Here is an 18,609-nt window from a genome sequence, read left to right as displayed (position 1 = left end):
GCGCTGGTTGAGCTCTCCGGTGCCGGCGGCCCGGAGGTACTGCGGTCATGTCCTTGGCGCGGGCCCGGTGCTCTCCCGGACGATGAGTGTCGGCTCCGTCAGCGGGGCGTCTTCCGGTGACACAAGCAACTCGAAGGCGCGGCGCCCGAGCGCTGCGAAGTCGAATCTGACCGTGGTCAGGGCCGGGGTGTAGAAGGCAGCTGTCGGTACGTCGTCGAAACCGACCACGCTGACGTCCTCCGGGATCCGTACGCCGCGATCGTGGGCGGCGCGTATGACACCGAGCGCCTGCTCGTCGTTTCCGCAGAGGATCGCGGTCACCGCGGGGTCCATCAGCAGCGACAGCGCTGCCTCATGTGCTCCGGCCGCACGCCAACTCCGCGGACGAATGACCTCGGGAACGGGCGCTCCTGCTGCCGACAGGGCCCGCTTCCAACCGCGTTCCCGGTCGCCGACGTTCGTCGTGGACGGGATGGCCAGGTGGTGAACGGTGCGGTGTCCAAGTTCCAGGAGGTGCTCGGTCGCGCGCTGTGCCGCGAGCGTGTCGTCGAACCAGACCCACCGAGCGCTCTCCGACTTCTGCGCACGCCGACCCAGATACGACTCGGCCGCCGCGGACGAACTCACGTTCGCTGGGAGTGCCCGGAGAGCGCGGGCCCCGGCACGATCGAAGGCCAGCACGATCACCGCGCCGGCGCGCGGGTCGCTGACTCCCTCGACAGCTGCCGCGACATCCTGATCACGATCCGACTCCAGCACCCTGATGGCGACCTGGACGCCGGCCGACCTGGCCGCCTCCTCGATCCCGCCGAGGGTCTCCGCGTATCCGTACAGGCTCGTGTTCGACGTCAGGACGGTCACCGCGCGGTCCACACCACTGGCCAGCGCTCTCGCTGCGCGGCTGGGTCGATACCCCAGTTCAGCGATGGCGCTGTTGACCTTCTCCCTGGCCTTCTGACTGACGTTCGGGTGGTCGTTGATGACCCGCGAGACCGTCTGGTAGGACACCCCGGCGGCGCGTGCGACGTCGCGGATGGAGACCGTCGCAGCGGCCGAGTTGTCTTGCTCAGAAGGATTGTGACCGGTCACAAACATGGCTAGAGTGTTGCGACAACAGAGCCAGAGCGCAAGACCCCGCCGAAAATTCGCCCCGTCCACCGCGGGCGTCCCCGCCGCTTGGAGCCCGATGCCCCCGCATGAGATTCACTGGTCCCCCGGCCCTTTCTCGCTGGTCCTCTCCCTCGCTGACGGCACCGCTCGCCTGAGCCGCGCCTCGATCAGAGGTCAGGACGTCATCCGCCCTTCGGAACCGCTTCCCCTGGTCGAGCTGGGCGTCGCCGGCTCCGGCAGGTCGTGGTCCGCGCGCCGGTACGCCGACTCAGTGGCCGGCGGGCAGCTGACCTATCGGCAGCACACGATGGAGGCCGAGACGCTCAGCATCACGAGCGTTGACGAAGGCTGCGGACTCACGGTGATCACCACGCTGTCCGCAGTACCAGGCGTTGGTGCGATCCGGACCCAGTCCAGCATCGTCAACGGCGGCGCCCAGGACATCGACCTGGAATGGGTCACCTCCGCGGTCTGGGCCGGCACCTTGGCGGGCTCGCCGCTCGAGTCTCTGCGACTGTGGTGGGCGGACAACGACTGGCTCGCCGAGAACCGCTGGCAGTCGGCGACGACCCGTGAGTTTCTCCCGGACCTCCACCGGGCGGTGCACGAGCACGACCCGCGCGGCAACTTCTCGCGGACGGCGTTGGGCGCTTGGTCCTCCGACGGCAGCCTGCCGCTCGGCGTGATCGTCGACGAGTCCACCAACACCGCCGTCGGCTGGCAGCTCGAGCACAACGGCGGCTGGCACTGGCAGGCCGGCGAGCGCTCAGATGGTCTGTACGTCAGTCTGCTCGGCCCAACCGAGACCGAGCACGACTGGTACGCGAGGCTGGCGCCCGGCGAGGAGTTCACCACTGTTCCCGCGACCATCGCGCTCTCAGCGGACGGCTTCGACGGCGTTGTCGCGGCTCTGACGACAGCTCGGCGCCTCGGCCGGCGGCCACACCACGACCACACGCGCCTGCCAGTGATTTTCAACGACTACATGAACACCCTGATGGGTGATCCGACGACGGCCAAACTGCTGCCCCTGATCGACGCCGCGGCGGACGCGGGCGCCGAAACGTTCTGCATCGACGCCGGCTGGTACGACGACGACTCCGATGGCTGGTGGGACAGCGTCGGCGCCTGGGAGCCGGCGACGAATCGGTTCCCGGGCGGCCTGGCGCAGGTCATCCAGCACATCCGGGACCGGGGCATGGTTCCCGGCTTGTGGCTGGAGCCCGAGGTCGTCGGAGTACGCAGCGCCGTCGCGGAACTCCTGCCGGACGAGGCGTTCTTCCAGCGTCACGGCCGCCGGGTCGTCGAGCACGGCCGGTTCCACCTCGACCTGCGCCACCCGTTGGCCCGCAAGCATCTGGACGAGGTGATCGACCGGCTGGTCGACGGCCTGGGAATCGGCTACCTCAAGCTGGACCACAACATCAACATCGGTGTCGGCACCGACCACGACGCTATTACTGCCGGGGCTGGAATGCTGGGCCACAACCGGGCCCTCCTGCAGTGGCTCGACAGCGTGCTCGACAACCACCCGGACCTCACCCTCGAGAACTGCGCGTCGGGCGGTATGCGCGTGGACTACGCCATGCTGTCCCGGCTGCAACTGCAGTCGACCAGCGACCAGCAGGACTTCCGCCGGTACCCACCCATCGCGGCCGCGGCGGCCGCGGCAGTCGCACCAGAGCAGGCCGCCAGCTGGGCTTACCCCCAGCCTTCGTTCACCGACGAAGAGATCGTGTTCACCATGACCGCCGGGCTGCTCGGCCGGCTGCATCTGTCGGGCCATCTGGACAAGATGAGCGCGGCCCAGCTGGCCCTCGTCACCGAGGCAGTCGACGCCTATCGGGCCTACCGTCAGTTCATCGCCACCGCCGTACCGTTCTGGCCACTCGGCCTGCCCCGGTGGGAGGACGAATGGATTGCTCACGGACTGCGCGACGACCAGCAGGCATTGGTGGCCGTCTGGCGGCGCGGCGGCGACACGGACACCTGCACGCTACGTCTGCCTGAGGCCTTCACTCGGTCTCGTGTCGACGTGGTCTACCCGGCGGAGACGGACGCGGCCTTCGAACTGGTCGAAACCGATGGCGCCCCGGCTCTGCGGATCACCCTTCCCAACTCCCATCAGGCACTGATCCTTTCCGTCAGAAGTTCAGGTCGAAGGAGCAACGAATGAAGAAAGTCGTCAAGGTAGTGGCCACCTCGGTCATCTCCGCGATCGTGATGGGCAGCCTGTCGCTGCCCGTCGCGGCCAGGGAGACGGCCACCGACACACTGAGCGTCGACTTCTCGCGGAGCACTGGTGCGTTCCGCGGCGGTGCGACCGGCACGTTGTACGGGTTCGGCGACGAAGGTGCGCCGACGCAGGCCCTGATCAACGGGGCTGCCATCACCAACACCTCGCAGAAGGCGCCGTACGGCACCCAGCATCCGAGCGGTGACTCCCTCAAGGTCGAGGACGGATTCTTCGCCAAGCACGGCAAGGACATGTACATCTATGTCCAGGACTACTACCCCGACTGGTCGTACCACGGCGGCGTACTCCCGGGCGACACCCGCACGTACGACCAAGCGACCGGCTCGTACACCAACGCACCCAACGGCATCTGGGACTACCTCGAGGTCGTCGAGTTCGTGACCGAGGCGGTCGCGACCAAGTCAGCCCACGCCAAGGACTACGTCTTCATCCCGTTCAACGAACCGGACGGCGGCAACTGGTACGCCAACTGGTCAACCATGAAGTCGACCTTCCTCGATGACTGGAAGGCCACGTACACCAAGATCCAGGAGGTGTACGCCCGCCACGGTCTTGGGCACGCCCGGATCGGCGGCCCTGGCGACACCCGCTGGCAGCCGGCCCGCTCCGCCGACATCCTCAACTTCGCCAAAGCCAACTCGGTGCTGCCCGACATCTTCATCTGGCACGAACTGGGCATCGACAACCTCAGAACCTTCCGGTCCAACGTCGCCGCCTACCGCCAGCTCGAGACGACCGTCGGTGTCGGCCCCATCCCGATCAACATCACCGAGTACGGCATGCTCCGCGACATGGGCACTCCCGGGCAGCTCATCCAATGGCTGTCGATCATGGAGGACCTGAAGGTCGACGGGCAGACCGCCTACTGGAACTACGCCGGCAACTTCAACGACAACAGCGCGCGGACCAACTCCGCCAACGCCGGCTGGTGGATGTACAAGTGGTACGGCGATCTCGCGGGAAGCCAGACCGTCAACGTCACGCCGCCCGCACTGAACACCGTCGACACGCTCCAAGGCATCGGTGCCATCGACGCCACGAACAAGCGAGCCACAGTCCTCTACGGCGGCGGCAGCAACAACGTCTCGCTGAACCTGTCGGGTCTCGACGCAGCCGTCTTCGGTAAGAAGGTCGACATCGAGGTCCGCGAGAACACCCTCTCCGGGGCCGAAGGAGTCGCCGGAACCCCACGGGTGATCAAGGTGCTCGACGGCATCGCCCTGGCCAACGGCGCTGTCTCGCTCGAGGTGCCCACCTACGACCGCTACGCCGCCTACCAGGTGGTCATCACCCCCGAGCAGGACCGCACGCCCGAGGTCGACAAGGTGTGGACAGCCGGCATCGAAGCGGAGAACACGAACCTCACCGCCGCCACGGTCTACACCCAGGACCCGCTGCAGGGCGGTGGCTGGAAGTTCCTCGCATCCGGCGGACGCGACGTCGGCTCCTTCAATCAGCCGACCTCCAAAGCGGACTGGACCGTCACCGTTCCGCGAACCGGCAAGTACCGCTTCCAGGTCATCGGCGCAACCCCCGGGACCCCCGGACGCCATGCTCTCTTCGTCGACGGCACCCAGGCCGCTCCGGTCCAATACACCGCCGACCTCGCGCTGACGACGTACCAGAAGTGGCAGTACCGGGGCAGCACCGAGGTGACGATCCCGCTGACCGCCGGGCAGCACACCCTGTCGCTGCGGTCCAGTGAGGATGGCACCACCGTGCTGCCGAACTCCGACATCACGCTGGACAAGTTCCTGCTGACCGACGTCACCGACGGCGAACCGACCGTCTACCCAGCCTCCACGCTGCGGTACGCCGGCGGTGCCCGGGTCACGTACGGCACGGCCAAGGCACGCGGATACGGTGCTGTCCGCGGCGCCGGTCAGCGCGCAGAGGTGTACGCCAATGCCTGGGAATCCGGGTACTACGACCTCAGCGTCGACTACCGAACGACGGACGCGGCGGACATCGACATCCGGGTGAACGGCCGCTCGGTCACGAAGCTCACGGCGGCGCGTGCGGGCGCATGGCGTTCCACGGCACGGGTCCACCTGGCCCAGGGCATCAACGAAGTGGAACTGAGTTCGGCCAAGGAGATCCTGCTCAAGCAGGTCACCACGACTCGGGCCGCGGCGTCCGACAGCGCCGCAGTCACCATCGAGGGCGAGAACACCGTCCGACACGGCACGACGGTGGTGAACACCTACTCGTCGGCCTCGGGCAGCAACGCCTCCGGCCTGAAGGGAATCGGCTTCATCGGCAACGGTGCCGCCAACACCTTCGAGGTGCCGCGCGGACCAGGATTCGACAAGGCCGGCGACTACGACATCGCCGTCAGTTACGCGAATGCTGAGCTCAGCGGCGCCCACGCCTACAACCCCCAGGTGGTCGACCGACGGCTCGACGTCACGGAGACCGGGGGCACCGCGAGCGCCGGCCACGCGTACTTCCGCTACACGTACGCCTGGAACAGCTTCCTGGAGCGCACGATCCCGGTGACTCTCAGCACGTCCGGTGGCTCACTGGTGTTCGGCAACGCGAGCGCATATGCACCCGACATCGACAAGATCACCATCGCCCCCGTCACGGTCGGAACACCCACCACGATCGCCACCAGCAAGTAAGCGCCGCAAAGACTGTGAACGCTAACATCGCCATCTTGACCGCTGGCTTGTTAGCGTTCACAGTATCCAGGTAGCCGAATGGAGGTGGTCATGAGCAAGAACGCGTTCCGGCCACCGGTGATGGCCGATGTGGCTCAGCGCGCCGGGGTGTCACACCAGACCGTCTCCCGGGTCCTGAACGAGCTGCCCAATGTTCGCCAGAGCACCAAGGACCGGGTCCTGCAGGCGATCGAGGAGCTCGGCTACCGTCGCAATCTCACCGCTCGCGCCCTCGTCACCCGCCACTCGCGGGTGCTCGGCGTGGTCAGTTTCGACACCACCCTGTACGGTCCCGCGAGCACCCTGCACGGCATCGAGCAGGCAGCCCGCGGCGCCGGGTACTTCGTCAGTATCGTCAGCCTCAAGGCGATCACCCACGACAGCGTCCGCGAGGCGATCGGCTACCTCGCGAGCCAGGGGGTCGACGGAATCGTCTTGGTCGCCCCACAGCGCCAGGCGGCGCAGGCGTTGTCGAGCGTGCCCGATGACATCCCCGCAGTCGCCGTCGAGGGCGGCCGCGCCCGCAAGGTGCCCGTCGTCAGCGTGGATCAGGTCGGCGGCGCCCGGCTCGCCGTCGAGCACCTGCTCGAGCTCGGCCATCGAACCGTCTGGCACATCGCCGGACCGGCTGACTGGCTCGAAGCGGAAGGCCGGATCAAGGGCTGGCAGGCGGCGCTGACCGCAGCGGACCGGGAGCTGCCTGAAATGCTCACCGGCGACTGGAGTCCACGGTCGGGCTACGAGGCCGGCCTGGAGCTGCCGGCCGACGCCACTGCCGTCTTCGTGGCCAACGACCAGATGGCGCTCGGCCTCCTCCGGGCCCTCGCCGAGCGGCGGATCAAAGTGCCGAAGCAGGTCAGCGTGGTCGGTTTCGACGACGTCCCCGAAGCCGAGTTCTTCGGCCCGCCCCTGACCACCGTCCGGCAGGACTTCAGCCTGGTCGGCCGGCACAGCATCGACCTCCTGCTCGAACAGCTCGACACCGATGGGCCGATCCGGCGACGACGGGTAATCGTCCCGGCGGAGTTGATCACCCGCTCCAGTACGGCTCCCCCACGTTCCACCTGACCTGTCCACCGATTCGACCGACCATCCCAGACCGCCCAGCGGAGCAAATTGTGAGCGCTAACAACCAAGCCGACCTCGACCGGCAGTACGCCGTAGGCATCGACTTCGGCACCCTGTCCGGGCGTGCCGTCGTGGTGCGAGTGTCCGACGGCGAAGAGCTCGGCAGCGCGGTGCACACCTACGCCCATGGCGTGATCGAGCGCGCCTTGCCGGGGACCGGGGTCTCGCTCGGCCCCAGTTGGGCACTGCAGTCGCCGGACGACTGGCGCGACGTACTGCGCCACGCAGTTCCCGGAGCGCTGGCCGCAGCCGGAGTCGACGCGGCCGACGTCATCGGTGTCGCGACCGACTTCACCGCCTGCACGGTGCTGCCGACTCTCACCGACGGCACCCCGCTTTGCGAGCTCGACGAGTTCGCAGACCGTCCGCACTCGTGGCCGAAGCTCTGGAAACACCATGCCGCTCAGCCGCATGCCGATCGCATCAACGAGATCGCCGGCCGCCGCCGGGAGGCGTGGCTGGGGCGGTACGGCGGCAAGATCTCGTCCGAGTGGGAGTTCGCGAAGGGTCTGCAGGTCCTGCAGGAGGATCCGCTGGTGTACGCGCGGACCGACCGGTGGATCGAGGCGGCGGACTGGATCGTCTGGGAGCTGACCGGTACCGAGTCGCGGAACGTCTGTACGGCCGGCTACAAGGGGATCCGGACCGAGGACGGCTACCCCTCCCCGGCGTACCTGGGTGAGCTCGACGCGGGATTCGTGACCTTCACCGACAAGCTGGCGACCGAACTGCTGCCGCTCGGAGCCCTGGCCGGTGGGCTGACCGAGCGGGCCGCCAAATGGACCGGACTGCCCGTCGGCACTGCGGTTGCCGCCGGCAACGTAGATGCCCACGTCACGGCCGCCGCCGCGGATGCGACGCGACCGGGACAGATGGTCGCGATCATGGGTACGTCGACCTGTCACGTCATGTCCTCGGACCAGCTCGCCGAGGTGCCCGGAATGTGCGGCGTCGTCCAGGGCGGCATCGTCGAAGGGCTGTGGGGCTACGAGGCCGGGCAGTCGGCAGTGGGCGACATCTTCGGCTGGTTCGTGGACACCTGCGTCCCCGCCGCCTACGAGGCGGAGGCCCAGCGACGCGGGCTCTCGGTCCACAGCTATCTCGAACTGCTCGCCGCCGACCAGCCGGTCGGAGCTCATGGTCTGGTTGCCCTTGACTGGCACAACGGCAACCGCTCGATCCTGGTCGACCACGATCTCTCCGCGGTCGTGGTCGGCCAGACCCTCGGCACCCGTCCGGAGGACACCTACCGGGCCCTGATCGAATCCACCGCCTTCGGTGCCCGCCGCATTGTCGAGGCCTTCGAGAAGGCGGGCGTCCCGGTCGAGGAGTTCATCGTCGCCGGTGGGCTGCTGAAGAACCGGCTGCTCATGCAGATCTACGCCGATGTGCTCCGCCTGCCGATCTCCACGGTCACGTCGGACCAGGGCCCGGCGCTCGGATCCGCGATCCACGCCGCCGTCGCGGCGGGCGCGTATCCCGACGTAACCACAGCCTCTGCGGCGATGGGCCGGCGGATCACTTCCGCCTACGTGCCGGACTCCGCACGCGCCGACGTCTACGACCGGCTGTACGCCGAGTACCACGAACTGCACGACCACTTCGCAGGCGAGGCCCACGGCGGTACCGGCGTACTCCACCGGCTTCGCGAACTCAGGAACGAGGTAATCGGATGAGCGACCTGAATGTCGATGAACTCCGACGGCAGGTGTGCACGTTGCACGCGGAGCTGGTGAGGAACGACCTGGTCGCCTGGACCGCCGGGAACGTGTCCGCCCGGGTCCCCGGCGAGGACCTGTTCGTCATCAAGCCCAGCGGCATCTCGTACGACGACCTGACGCCCGAATCCATTGTCGTGTGTGACCTCGACGGCACTTTGGTCGAGGGAGACCTGATGCCGTCGAGCGACACGGCAGCGCATGCGTATGTTTACCGGGCGATGCCCGAGGTCGGTGGTGTCGTGCACACGCACTCGGCGTACGCGACTGCCTGGGCTGCCCGCAACGAACCGATTCCTTGTGTGCTGACCGCGATGGCCGACGAGTTCGGCGGCGAGATCCCGGTCGGTCCGTTCGCGCTGATCGGCGACGACTCGATCGGCAAAGGCATCGTCGCCACCCTGACGAGTCACCGATCCCCCGCGGTACTGATGCGCAACCACGGCGTCTTCACCATCGGCAAGGACGCCCGGGCAGCCGTCAAAGCCGCCGTGATGTGCGAGGACGTCGCCCGGACCGTCCACATCGCCCGGACCGGCGGTCCGCTGCAGCCGATCCACCCCGACGACATCGATCACCTGTACCGCCGCTACCAGACCGCCTACGGCCAACGCTGACCCCCAGGAGCCGGAATGAAGACCCCGCGCAAATCCCAGATCTGGTTCCTCACCGGAAGCCAGGGCCTGTACGGCCTCGAAACCCTGAACCAGGTCGCGGCGCAGTCCCAGCGTGTCGTCACGGCGCTCGGCAATTCGCCCGACCTGGACGCAGAGGTGGTCTGGCTGCCGGTCCTGACCGACGCCGACGGAATCAAGGCCGTCTGCCTGAAGGCGAACGCGAGCCAGGACTGCATCGGCGTGATGGCCTGGATGCACACCTTCTCGCCGGCCAAGATGTGGATCGCCGGCCTGGAGGCCCTCCAACTGCCGTTGCTGCACCTGCACACCCAGGCCGACGCGGGACTGCCGTGGTCCGAGATCGACATGGACTTCATGAACCTGAACCAGGCCGCCCACGGCGACCGGGAGTTCGGGTACATCCAGACTCGGCTCGGTATTCCGCGCACCACTGTCGCCGGTCACGTCAGCGATCCGTCCGTCACCGCGCGGATCGGCGCCTGGGCACGAGCCGCCACCGGCCTGGCTGCCCTCCGATCCATGAAGGTCGCCCGCTTCGGTGACAACATGCGCGACGTCGCCGTGACCGAAGGCGACAAGGTCGAGGCCCAGCGCCGGTTCGGGGTCTCGGTCAACACCTATGCGGTCAACGATCTGGTCGCCGCGGTCGACGCCGTACAGGAGTCCGATCTGGACAGTTTGGTCAAGGAGTACGAGGACGCCTACCAGGTCGCACCCGAACTTCGGGCCGGCGGGGATCGGCACGATTCACTGCGGTACGCCGCCCGGCTGGAAGCGGGCCTCCGGAGCTTCCTCGACGCCGGTGACTTCACCGCGTTCACGACCAACTTCGAGGACCTCGGCGGACTCCGGCAGCTGCCCGGCCTGGCCGTTCAGAGGCTGATGGCCGACGGCTACGGCTTCGGTGGCGAGGGCGACTGGAAGACCAGCGTCCTGCTGCGCACCCTCAAGGTGATCGGCGGGGACCGCCCGGGCGGGACGTCCTTCATGGAGGACTACACCTACAACCTCATCCCTGGCGAGGAACGCATCCTCGGCGCCCACATGCTCGAGGTCTGCCCCACGATCGCCACCGGTACGCCGTCGGTCGAGATCCACCCCCTCGGCATCGGCAACCGAGAGGACCCGGTCCGGATGGTCTTCGACTCCGCCCCCGGCCCCGGCCTCGTCACCGGCCTGGCCGATCTCGGTGACCGGTTCCGCCTGGTCACCAACGAGATCGACATCGTGCCGCCCGACGAGCCGCTGCCGAACCTCCCGGTCGCCCGCGCCGTCTGGAAGCCCCGCCCCGATTTCCGCACCTCGGCCGAGGCCTGGCTCACCACCGGCGCTCCGCACCACACGGTCCTGTCCACCGCGGTGACGTTGGAAGAACTGCGCGATCTCGCCACCATGCTCCGCACCGAGCTCATCACGATCGACGCCAACACCCAGCTCCACCAACTCCAGAACGAGCTCCGCTGGAACGCGGCCTACCACCGCCTCGCCCTTGGCCTCGGCTGACGGGGTTAGGCGGCGAAGACCTGGGAGTCGTCGGCGAACGCCTTGAACTCCAGGGCGTTGCCGGCCGGGTCGAGGAGGAACATCGTCCACTGCTCGCCGGTCTGGCCCTCGAAACGGACGTAGGGCTCGATGACGAATTCGGTGTTCGCAGCGCGCAGCCGGTCGGCCAGCTTGTGGAACTCCGGGACCGTCAGGATCAGGCCGAAGTGCGGTACCGGGACGTCGTGGCCGTCAACGGGATTGTGGATCCGCTCGGCTCGGGCAGGCGCCAGGTGGGTGACGAACTGATGGCCGTGCAGGCTCCAGTCCACCCAGGTGTCGGCACTGCGGCCCTGCTCCAGGCCGAGCACCTCGCCGTAGAAGTGGCGAGCAGCGGCGAGATCGTCGACCGGCATCGCCAGATGAAACCGCGGAATCGGGGAGTCGAGAACAGTCATGCCGCAATGTTAGGTCGCGGCCCGGTGCGCGAGGCCCTGTTCCGGTTGGAGCGCGAGGGCCTGGTCCGCAGCGCATGGCATCGCGGCGCCACGGTGATGACGTTGTCCCCCCAGGACGTCGCAGAGCTCGACAGTCTGCGCGGCGCACTGGAGCAACTCGCCGTACAGCAGGTGGTCGCTCATGCCTCCGTCGATGACCTCGACGCCGTCGAAAAGGCTGTGGCCCGGATGGAACGGGCCGACGACGTACACGAGATGGTCAGCTGCGACATCGCCTTCCACGACAGCGTGTACGCCGCTGCCCGGCACCAGCGCCTACTGCAGGCCTGGGAGTCCATCCGCTCGCAGGTCCACTTGTTCCTGCTGACCCGGATCGGCCTCAACTCCCAGGACTACCTCACGCACATCCCGGCCGAGCACCGCGAACTCGTCGCCGCCCTGCGCGCCCGCGACGCCGACGCCGCCCTCGAACTCTTCGCCGCCCACCGACGAACCGCCTTCGACATCCTCGACGGCAGCGACCAACCCACCCCAGCGACCGGCCCGCCGCCGCAAACCCCGTAACGGTCACCAAGGGTCTGGCAACACGTCTCAGTCCGGGGAGGCGCCTGTACTACTGGGCGCGGGGTCGAGCATGGTGATCGCGTGCACCGGGCAGTCCAGGAGGGCGCGGCGGACTCCAGCCTCGTCCTCCTCGGCCACCTCCCCTGTGCCGATCAGCGACACATAGCCCCAGTCGTCGAGGGAGAAGGTTTTCGGCGCGTGTAGCGCGCAGGTGCCGAAACCGTCGCACAGCGTCCGGTCGAGCTTGATTCTCATGTCCGATCACTCCTCGGTCGGCAGCGTCACGGCGAAGGGTGGATCGGCGGGGTGGCGCCCGCCGTCGCAACTGTCGCAGCGGCCGTGCAGGTGAGTGGCGACGAGGTCGGGGAACTCTCGGAGCAGGCTCGCCGCGACATTGGTCGCACCGTCAAGAGTCCCGCAGGCCCCGCGACCCCGGAGCCGGACCGACCAGTCGCGCAGTCGCTCCACATCGGACTCCTCGGCCCTGTGGTCCCGGAGGGCTTCCGTGACTGCGCTCATAGCGACAGTTCCGTTGAAGCATGACCCGCACTGGCCGGCGTTCTCCCGCGCGAAGTAGGTCATGACCCCCGCCGAGACCGCCACCGGGCAGGTGTCTCGGCCGATGACCACCACAGCACCACACCCCAGGCCGCTCCCGGCTGCCGCGAAGGAGTCGTAGTCCAGCGGCAGGTCCAACGCATGCGGCCCGATCACCCCGGCGAAGTAGCCACCCATCAAGAAGCCCTTGACCGCGGAGACGTCCTCCCCGACCCAGGTCAACACGTCCCGCAAGGTCGACCCGAACGGCACCTCGTACAGACCGGACCGTGCACCGGAGAGCGTCATCAAGAACGTCCCCGGCGCCGCCCCCGTCCCGACTTCCCGGTACGCCGCCGCGCCGCGCCGCTGAACGAACGGCAGATTGGCGAGTGTCTCCACGTTGTTGATCAATGTCGGCCGGCCCGCGACCCCCGCCTCGAAGGGCCGCGGCGGTTTGTCAGTCGGCAGCGCCGCCCCGCCGTTGATCGCCTGCACCGCCGCGGTCTCCTCACCGGCAACGTACGTCGGGTCGACCCGAGTGACGGTCACGCGAAGGTCCAAGGAGCCGGACAGTTCCGCCAACGCGCGCTCGATGGCCGACGCGCTCAAAGGATCCGAGACGTACACGTACGCGTCTTTCGTCCCGACCGCGAGCGCGGCCAGCCGCAGACCGTCGAGTACCAGGTGCGGTCGGCAGCGCAGCAGCCACCGGTCCTTGACCGAAGCCGGCTCCCCCTCCTCGCCGTTGGCCACAACGACGGGGAAACCCGTCCCCGACCGGACGGTCCGTAGCTTCCGTCCGGTCGGGAAGGCGGCGCCACCACGGCCGCGGAGACCCGATTCCTCGACGGCGGCGAGAAACTGCTCCACGTCCGCCACCAGCGCGTACCCTCCGCCGGCCCGGTACGCGGCAAGGCCCTCAAGCCCGTCAGTCGCCAGCCGGGGATCGATCCCTGGATAGGCCAGACCGAGGTTGGGCACACCGGTTGTCAGGCTCATCAATGGACTCCCATCTCACGCGGTCACGATCACGTTGCGGCCCTCGACCCGGACCGGGTAGGTCCGGATCGACCATTCCGGTTTCACCGCCGTCGTCCCGGTGGCGAGCTCGAAACCCCACTGGTGCCAGGGGCAGTAGATGAACTCGCCCTCCCGGGCCTCTGCCGCGCCGCCCGGCCGCTCCGGGTCGACGACGCTCTGCCCGTGGGTCCGGCCGACACAGAGCGGGCCGCCCTCGTGTGGGCAGTAGTTGGCGATGGCATAGAACTTCCCGTTGACGTTGTAGACGCCGACCCCGTGGCGACCGATCGGCACGACCTTGGACTCGCCGGGTGCGATCTCGTCGACGGTCGCCACGACGTGCTCGCGGCCGCGAGCCAGCCGGTGCATCAGAACGCTCGCACCTGTCCCGGCAGCGCCGGCACAGTACTGGGCAGATTGAACACGTCGATCGAGTTCTGGAACATGATCCGCTCCCGCATCCGCTCCGGGATGTGCTTGGCCACCCAGCGCGGCTCGTCGAACGTCCAGTGCGGGTAGTCGGAGGAGAACAACAGGATCTTGTCCGCCTCCATCCACTCCAGCGCGTTGGTCAACTCCAGCTTGTCCTCGGGAAAGTCCAGCGGCTGGGTGGTGAACCAGATGTGGTCCTTGACGTACTCCGACGGTTTGCGCTTCAGCCCGTTCTCCGGACCGCGCGCGGCGTAGATCGCGTCCATCCGCCACATCAGCGGCAGGATCCAGGAGTAGGCGTGCTCGATGAACACGATCCTCAGGGTCGGGAACCGGTCGAACACCCCGTCGAAGACCAGGCTCATCACCTGGTTCGCCGCGAGCAGCGAGTAGGTGACCATGAAGTCGTGGTTGTACGACAGGAAGCCGACCGGTGACATCGGCAGTTCGTTGTGCTGCCCACGACCCAGGTGACAGGCCACCGGAAGGTTGTGCCGGGTGGCCGCCTCCCACACCGGGTTGTACCGCGGGTCGCCCCAGGCCGGCCGCATCTCGGCGTTGATCAGCACCTGCGCCATGTACGGATGCCCGGCCCACTGCTCGATCTCCCGAGCGGCCAGGTCGGGAGCGTCGATCGCGGCCACGATCGAGCCGCGGTAGCGCTGGTGCCAGTTGTTCTCGCTGTCCAGCCAGCAGTTGTCCTGCCACAGGTTCGTCGCGACCGCGAGCGCGTGCGTCTCCTCCTCGGTCTGGCCACCCGAACTGTTCAGCGGGCCGAGGATCGCGATGTCCGATCCCGACTCCATGATCAACTGCCGGAAGGTGAGGTGCGGGTCGGTGCCCGCGAACTCGCCGTCGGCCGGGAAGCTGTCGACCCGCATGGCGGAGGCGTGGGCGTAGTCCGGCGGGTCGTAGAAGACACTGTTGCCCACTCCCTCCCCGCGGGCCGCGAACAACTTCCGGAACTTCCCCGGGATGAACGGCGCCAGTTCTCCTCTGCGCGGGTAAGGGTGGACGTCGCTGTCCACCACTCGCACCTGCACCTGCTCGGTGCCGAGCTTGCGTTCGTCGATCAAGGTCTGGGACATGGTGGTTCTCCTCTCAGGCTCAGGCTCAGGCGGGCACGGCCGCCGGGAGTCCGTACAGACCGGCGGCGGTGCGCCACAGGACCTTCTCGCGCTGTTCGTCGGTCCATGCCGACGGCAACTTCTCGGGCGAGGCCAGCTGCCAGTCCGGGTAGCTCGACCCGAACAGGAGCATGTCCTCCTTACCCGTCATCCGCAGCCACTCGGACGCGAACTCGACGTCACCGGGACCGTCGAGCGCACCCTGGACGAAGTACACGTGCTCGGGCAGGTAGGCGCTCGGGATCCTCGGCGCCCACGGAGTCTGCTCGAGGTGCGGCCGGCCGAAGGTGTCCATCCGCCAGATCATCGGCGTCAGATGGTCGGCGGCCCCGTCGGCCCAGACCACCTTCAACTCGGGGAACTCCTCGAACACGCCCTCGGTGATCATGTTCATCAGGTGGTACAGATAGCTGATCGGCTGGAAGCTCACGTGCTGCGAGTACGTCCGGGCGATCCCGGACGGCGTCGGCGGATGAGTGATGCCCGCCCCCATCTCCAGGTGCACCGCGACCGGAAGGCTCGCGTCACACGCAGCACGCCACAATGGCTTGAAGTGCGGCCGCCCGTACGGCTCCTGTGTCTGCAGTGGCAGCCCGATCTGCACGATCCGCGGGTGATCCCGCCACCGCTTGATCTCCCGTACTGCGTTGTCGACGTCGTTCGGATCGATCCGGATCGTCCCGCGGAACCTGTCGGCATACACGCCGGTGTCCAGCCAGCGCTCGGCCATCATCTCGTTGGTGGCGGTCAGAATCGCCGCCCCCAGATGCCGGTCGGGCATCACGCCACCCGACATCGGGTGCAGGATGGCGAAGTCGAATCCGCGCTCGGCGAAGATCGCGCGACCGACCGTCTCCGGATCGGAGGCCTGGTGCGATCCGTCCGGGTTCGCCGTACCGGGTGCGTACTTCTTCCCCGGTGGGGCGAACCAGGCGACGTCCGGCTCCGGGAACCCACGGCTCGCGAACGGCTCGTGCATGTGACCGCGCAGATCCGCGTCGGACTTGAAGAAGATGTGCACACTCGCGTCGATCAGCGGATGCGGTGCAGAACTCATCAGCGTTCCTTCTCCGAGAGCTTCGGGCTGCTCCCTGTCTCGGTGCGAAGCAAATCATTGCTCCGCACGACCAACGTAACCATTCCCTTGCCCACCAACAAGACCCCGCGGCCGCCAGGCCGTTTCGCCGTGCCGTGGGATGAACCACGCCAGCACACACGCGATCAGCGCGGCCGCCGCACAGAGTACGAACGCGGTGTGGCTCGTCTGCGCCGACGGGTAGGCGCGGCCGTTCACGATCACGGACGTCGATGCGGTCAGCGCCGCGATCCCCGCCGTGGAGACGGAGGTCCCGATCATCCGGCACAGCGAGTTGACGCCGTTGGCCGAAGCCGTATGGCCCGGCGGGACTGCCGACATGATGATCATCGGCATGGCCGAGAAGGCGAGGCTCGTCCCCAGACCGACAAGGACCGCACCGATCACCACCTCGAGCACTGACCGATCGAGGAAGACCCGGGCCACGTAACTCGTGGACATCACCAGCGCACCAAGGACCAGCACCCGGCGTCCGCCGTACCGGCCGAGCAGACGACCGACAGCCGGAGCGGCGAGGACCAGGATCCCTGCCGGTGCGGCCATCACGAGACCTGTCGCCCCCGCCGATAGGCCGAACCCGCCGTCGACGAAGTCCGGTGATCCCAGCTGCTGCGAGGCGATCAGGAGATTCGCCAGCATGCCAAGCGCGATCACCGTGCCCGCGACGTTCGTCAGTACGACGCGCCGGCGCGCGGCGAGTCGCGGGTTGATCAGCGGATGGTCGGTGTGCAACTCCCACGGAATCCACGCCGCGAGTGCGACGACGGAGACAGTAGTCAGCACGCCGATCTGAAGGCTCAGCCAGCCCCATTCGCTGCCCTGCGCGATCACCAGCAGCAGCGGAGTCAACGCCAGCAGCAGGAGCAGCGCACCCAACCAGTCGAAGCGTTGCCGGGGAGAGGTCGGCGGCGAAGCAGGCAGGATCCACCATGCAGCAACCGCCACCACCACCCCGAGCGCGCCCGTCATCCAGAATAACGAGTTCCAGCCCAAGGCGCCGTACATCAACCCCGCCGTCGGCAGGCCGATCGCGGAGCCGATGCCCAAGGTCGCCGAGACCAACGCGATCCCGGAGCCGACGCGCTGCGGCGGCAGGATCTCCTTCATGATGCTCAGCGCGACCGGGAGCAGCGCCGCCGCGAAACCCTGCAGGGCGCGGCCCGCCACCGCCACGGCGTACTGCTCGATCGTTGCCAGCAGCAATGATCCCAGCACCATCACGGCCACGGTGATCAGGACCAGCCGACGCTTGCCGAACATGTCCGCCAGCCGCGCGATGATCGGTGTTGCCAGCGCGCCGGCCAGTAGCGTGCTTGTGATGATCCACGAAGCCTTGACCGGGCTCACGTGGTAGATCTCGGGCAGCTGCGACACCAGCGGCAGGAGCAGAGTGCCCTGCAGGGCGACCAGCACTCCGACCAGGGCGAGGACCCCGACCACGGCCCAGTGCGGAGCGCCGGCCGGCCTCATCAGGCCGCGGAGATCTCGTCGGGTTCATTCATGAAGTCCAGCAGTACCGGCGCGGCTTGTACCCAGGGATCGAAGATGTTGCCCGTCCCCGCATCGCGCGCGGCCGAGGAGCTTTCCCAGGCGTCCTCCGGCCACGGCGGCTCGATCAGCCTTGAACCATTGATCAGGCAGTGCACCTCCATCGACGTCCGCTTGGGGTGATCGAAGTCCCCCACTCCACCGCGGATGATCAGCGTGGGCACCCGGATCCCTTCGAACTCCCAGTCGCTCACTCCCGGGATCGGCTCGTTCGGCTTCGGGACGAACGCGTCCAGCCAGCGGTTCATCACCCGCTCGAACTCCCCGGCGCCGATCGCCAGCAGCCGATCCTTGTTCCGAGGGTTCGCGGCGATCAGATCCGGCCAGCTCCCAGCCAGGCCCGGCATCTCCATGATTCCCTCGATGCCCTTGCTCCGGACGGTCCGCAGCTCCGACAGGATGTAGACACTCGCCAGGCTCATCGTGCTGTAGACCCCGCCGACGATCGACCACACCGCCAGCCGGGTGGCGAGTTCGGGGTACATCATCGTGAAGATGATCGAGTCCCGCGCGCCACCCGATCCGCCGGTCACGACGACCGGTCCGGTGTCCAGCTCCTTGAGCATCAGCCCCAGCGTCTCGGCCCGCATGTGCGACTCCGAGCGGCCGAAGAGCTGGATGTCCGAGGCACCGCAGTTCGGCCGGTCCCACAGCAGTACCCGCTTGCCGCCGGCGGCAAGCGCCTCGGCGAGTGGACGAACGCCCGGGTAGTCCTTGCTGAATCGCCCCCCGGGCGTCAGTACGACGACCTGGCCGTCCTCGGGGCCGACGAACTCGTACACCACGCGCCCGCCGTTGACTTCGATCTCCGCCATCTCAGCTCCATCT

16 protein-coding genes are annotated in these 18,609 nt (G+C 67.7%); 7 read left to right on the top strand and 9 right to left on the bottom strand.

Annotated features, from left to right (window positions below):
• Positions 1-45: 45 nt before the first annotated feature.
• A complete protein-coding gene (locus EV643_RS23565) occupies positions 46-1,095 on the bottom strand; it encodes a LacI family DNA-binding transcriptional regulator (protein ID WP_133802282.1) in 1,050 nt (349 codons plus the stop codon).
• A 91-nt stretch (positions 1,096-1,186) separates the two neighbouring features.
• On the opposite strand from EV643_RS23565, the gene EV643_RS23560 reads away from it, so the two are divergent.
• The 6 genes from EV643_RS23560 to araA all read left to right on the top strand — a co-directional run bounded on the left by EV643_RS23560 (position 1,187) and on the right by araA (position 11,017).
• Positions 1,187-3,286: an alpha-galactosidase gene (locus tag EV643_RS23560; protein ID WP_133802281.1), complete on the top strand. Its 2,100-nt coding sequence runs from the start codon at positions 1,187-1,189 to the stop codon at positions 3,284-3,286.
• Positions 3,283-5,991 carry a CBM35 domain-containing protein gene (locus EV643_RS23555; protein WP_133802280.1) on the top strand — a complete coding sequence of 903 codons (2,709 nt, stop codon included), beginning with the start codon at positions 3,283-3,285 and terminating at the stop codon, positions 5,989-5,991. The genes EV643_RS23560 and EV643_RS23555 overlap by 4 nt, the downstream gene beginning before the upstream one ends.
• A gap of 90 nt (positions 5,992-6,081) precedes the next feature.
• A complete protein-coding gene (locus tag EV643_RS23550) occupies positions 6,082-7,098 on the top strand; it encodes a LacI family DNA-binding transcriptional regulator (protein ID WP_133802279.1) in 1,017 nt (338 codons plus the stop codon).
• Between the two features lie 50 nt (positions 7,099-7,148).
• Positions 7,149-8,834, top strand: a complete 1,686-nt coding sequence (gene araB / locus EV643_RS23545) for a ribulokinase (protein ID WP_202869717.1) — start codon at positions 7,149-7,151, stop codon at positions 8,832-8,834.
• A complete protein-coding gene (locus EV643_RS23540) occupies positions 8,831-9,493 on the top strand; it encodes an L-ribulose-5-phosphate 4-epimerase (RefSeq protein WP_133802277.1) in 663 nt (220 codons plus the stop codon). Before araB ends, EV643_RS23540 begins: the two co-directional genes overlap by 4 nt.
• A 15-nt stretch (positions 9,494-9,508) precedes the next feature.
• Entirely contained in the window at positions 9,509-11,017 is a 1,509-nt protein-coding gene (gene araA / locus EV643_RS23535) for an L-arabinose isomerase (protein ID WP_133802276.1), read from the top strand.
• 5 nt (positions 11,018-11,022) lie between these two features.
• On the opposite strand, the gene EV643_RS23530 is transcribed toward araA, so the two are convergent.
• A complete protein-coding gene (locus EV643_RS23530) occupies positions 11,023-11,454 on the bottom strand; it encodes a VOC family protein (RefSeq protein ID WP_133802275.1) in 432 nt (143 codons plus the stop codon).
• 24 nt (positions 11,455-11,478) lie between these two features.
• Here EV643_RS23530 and EV643_RS23525 point away from each other — a divergent pair, with 24 nt between their 5' ends.
• Positions 11,479-12,018 carry a GntR family transcriptional regulator gene (locus tag EV643_RS23525; protein WP_202869716.1) on the top strand — a complete coding sequence of 180 codons (540 nt, stop codon included), beginning with the start codon at positions 11,479-11,481 and terminating at the stop codon, positions 12,016-12,018.
• A gap of 27 nt (positions 12,019-12,045) precedes the next feature.
• On the opposite strand, the gene EV643_RS23520 is transcribed toward EV643_RS23525, so the two are convergent.
• From EV643_RS23520 to EV643_RS23490, 7 genes are read right to left on the bottom strand one after another with little or no spacing between them, the layout of a single operon-like run.
• Positions 12,046-12,273 carry a ferredoxin gene (locus tag EV643_RS23520; protein WP_133802273.1) on the bottom strand — a complete coding sequence of 76 codons (228 nt, stop codon included), beginning with the start codon at positions 12,271-12,273 and terminating at the stop codon, positions 12,046-12,048.
• Between the two features lie 6 nt (positions 12,274-12,279).
• Positions 12,280-13,557 carry an NADH-ubiquinone oxidoreductase-F iron-sulfur binding region domain-containing protein gene (locus EV643_RS23515; RefSeq protein WP_133802272.1) on the bottom strand — a complete coding sequence of 426 codons (1,278 nt, stop codon included), beginning with the start codon at positions 13,555-13,557 and terminating at the stop codon, positions 12,280-12,282.
• 15 nt (positions 13,558-13,572) lie between these two features.
• Complete coding sequence (locus EV643_RS23510) at positions 13,573-13,947, bottom strand: Rieske (2Fe-2S) protein (protein WP_133802271.1); 375 nt, start codon at positions 13,945-13,947, stop codon at positions 13,573-13,575.
• On the bottom strand, positions 13,947-15,098 hold the full coding sequence (locus EV643_RS23505) for an amidohydrolase family protein (protein ID WP_133802270.1): 1,152 nt from the start codon (positions 15,096-15,098) through the stop codon (positions 13,947-13,949). Before EV643_RS23505 ends, EV643_RS23510 begins: the two co-directional genes overlap by 1 nt.
• Before the next feature lie 25 nt (positions 15,099-15,123).
• Positions 15,124-16,194, bottom strand: coding sequence for an amidohydrolase family protein (locus EV643_RS23500; RefSeq protein WP_133802269.1), 1,071 nt, complete (start codon positions 16,192-16,194; stop codon positions 15,124-15,126).
• Positions 16,195-16,248: 54 nt separating this feature from the next.
• The gene (locus EV643_RS23495) at positions 16,249-17,703 is read right to left on the bottom strand and encodes an MFS transporter (protein ID WP_133802268.1); all 1,455 of its coding nucleotides are present in this window, start codon (positions 17,701-17,703) and stop codon (positions 16,249-16,251) included.
• Positions 17,703-18,596 (bottom strand): alpha/beta fold hydrolase, encoded by an 894-nt coding sequence (locus EV643_RS23490; protein ID WP_133802267.1) that lies wholly within the window; start codon positions 18,594-18,596, stop codon positions 17,703-17,705. Before EV643_RS23490 ends, EV643_RS23495 begins: the two co-directional genes overlap by 1 nt.
• Positions 18,597-18,609: the final 13 nt, after the last annotated feature.

The sequence above is a fragment of the Kribbella caucasensis genome, assembly GCF_004361855.1.
GTDB lineage: Bacteria > Actinomycetota > Actinomycetes > Propionibacteriales > Kribbellaceae > Kribbella > Kribbella caucasensis.
This window is presented reverse-complemented; position numbering and strand designations above follow the sequence as displayed.

What these genes read in the sequence shown, in the direction of transcription:
- EV643_RS23565 (WP_133802282.1), bottom strand. Translation starts at nt 1,095, where the DNA reads ATGTTTGTGACCGGTCACAATCCTTCTGAGCAAGACAACTCGGCCGCT.
- EV643_RS23560 (WP_133802281.1), top strand. Translation starts at nt 1,187, where the DNA reads ATGCCCCCGCATGAGATTCACTGGTCCCCCGGCCCTTTCTCGCTGGTC.
- EV643_RS23555 (WP_133802280.1), top strand. Translation starts at nt 3,283, where the DNA reads ATGAAGAAAGTCGTCAAGGTAGTGGCCACCTCGGTCATCTCCGCGATC.
- EV643_RS23550 (WP_133802279.1), top strand. Translation starts at nt 6,082, where the DNA reads ATGAGCAAGAACGCGTTCCGGCCACCGGTGATGGCCGATGTGGCTCAG.
- EV643_RS23540 (WP_133802277.1), top strand. Translation starts at nt 8,831, where the DNA reads ATGAGCGACCTGAATGTCGATGAACTCCGACGGCAGGTGTGCACGTTG.
- araA (WP_133802276.1), top strand. Translation starts at nt 9,509, where the DNA reads ATGAAGACCCCGCGCAAATCCCAGATCTGGTTCCTCACCGGAAGCCAG.
- EV643_RS23530 (WP_133802275.1), bottom strand. Translation starts at nt 11,454, where the DNA reads ATGACTGTTCTCGACTCCCCGATTCCGCGGTTTCATCTGGCGATGCCG.
- EV643_RS23520 (WP_133802273.1), bottom strand. Translation starts at nt 12,273, where the DNA reads ATGAGAATCAAGCTCGACCGGACGCTGTGCGACGGTTTCGGCACCTGC.
- EV643_RS23515 (WP_133802272.1), bottom strand. Translation starts at nt 13,557, where the DNA reads ATGAGCCTGACAACCGGTGTGCCCAACCTCGGTCTGGCCTATCCAGGG.
- EV643_RS23510 (WP_133802271.1), bottom strand. Translation starts at nt 13,947, where the DNA reads ATGCACCGGCTGGCTCGCGGCCGCGAGCACGTCGTGGCGACCGTCGAC.
- EV643_RS23505 (WP_133802270.1), bottom strand. Translation starts at nt 15,098, where the DNA reads ATGTCCCAGACCTTGATCGACGAACGCAAGCTCGGCACCGAGCAGGTG.
- EV643_RS23500 (WP_133802269.1), bottom strand. Translation starts at nt 16,194, where the DNA reads ATGAGTTCTGCACCGCATCCGCTGATCGACGCGAGTGTGCACATCTTC.
- EV643_RS23495 (WP_133802268.1), bottom strand. Translation starts at nt 17,703, where the DNA reads ATGAGGCCGGCCGGCGCTCCGCACTGGGCCGTGGTCGGGGTCCTCGCC.
- EV643_RS23490 (WP_133802267.1), bottom strand. Translation starts at nt 18,596, where the DNA reads ATGGCGGAGATCGAAGTCAACGGCGGGCGCGTGGTGTACGAGTTCGTC.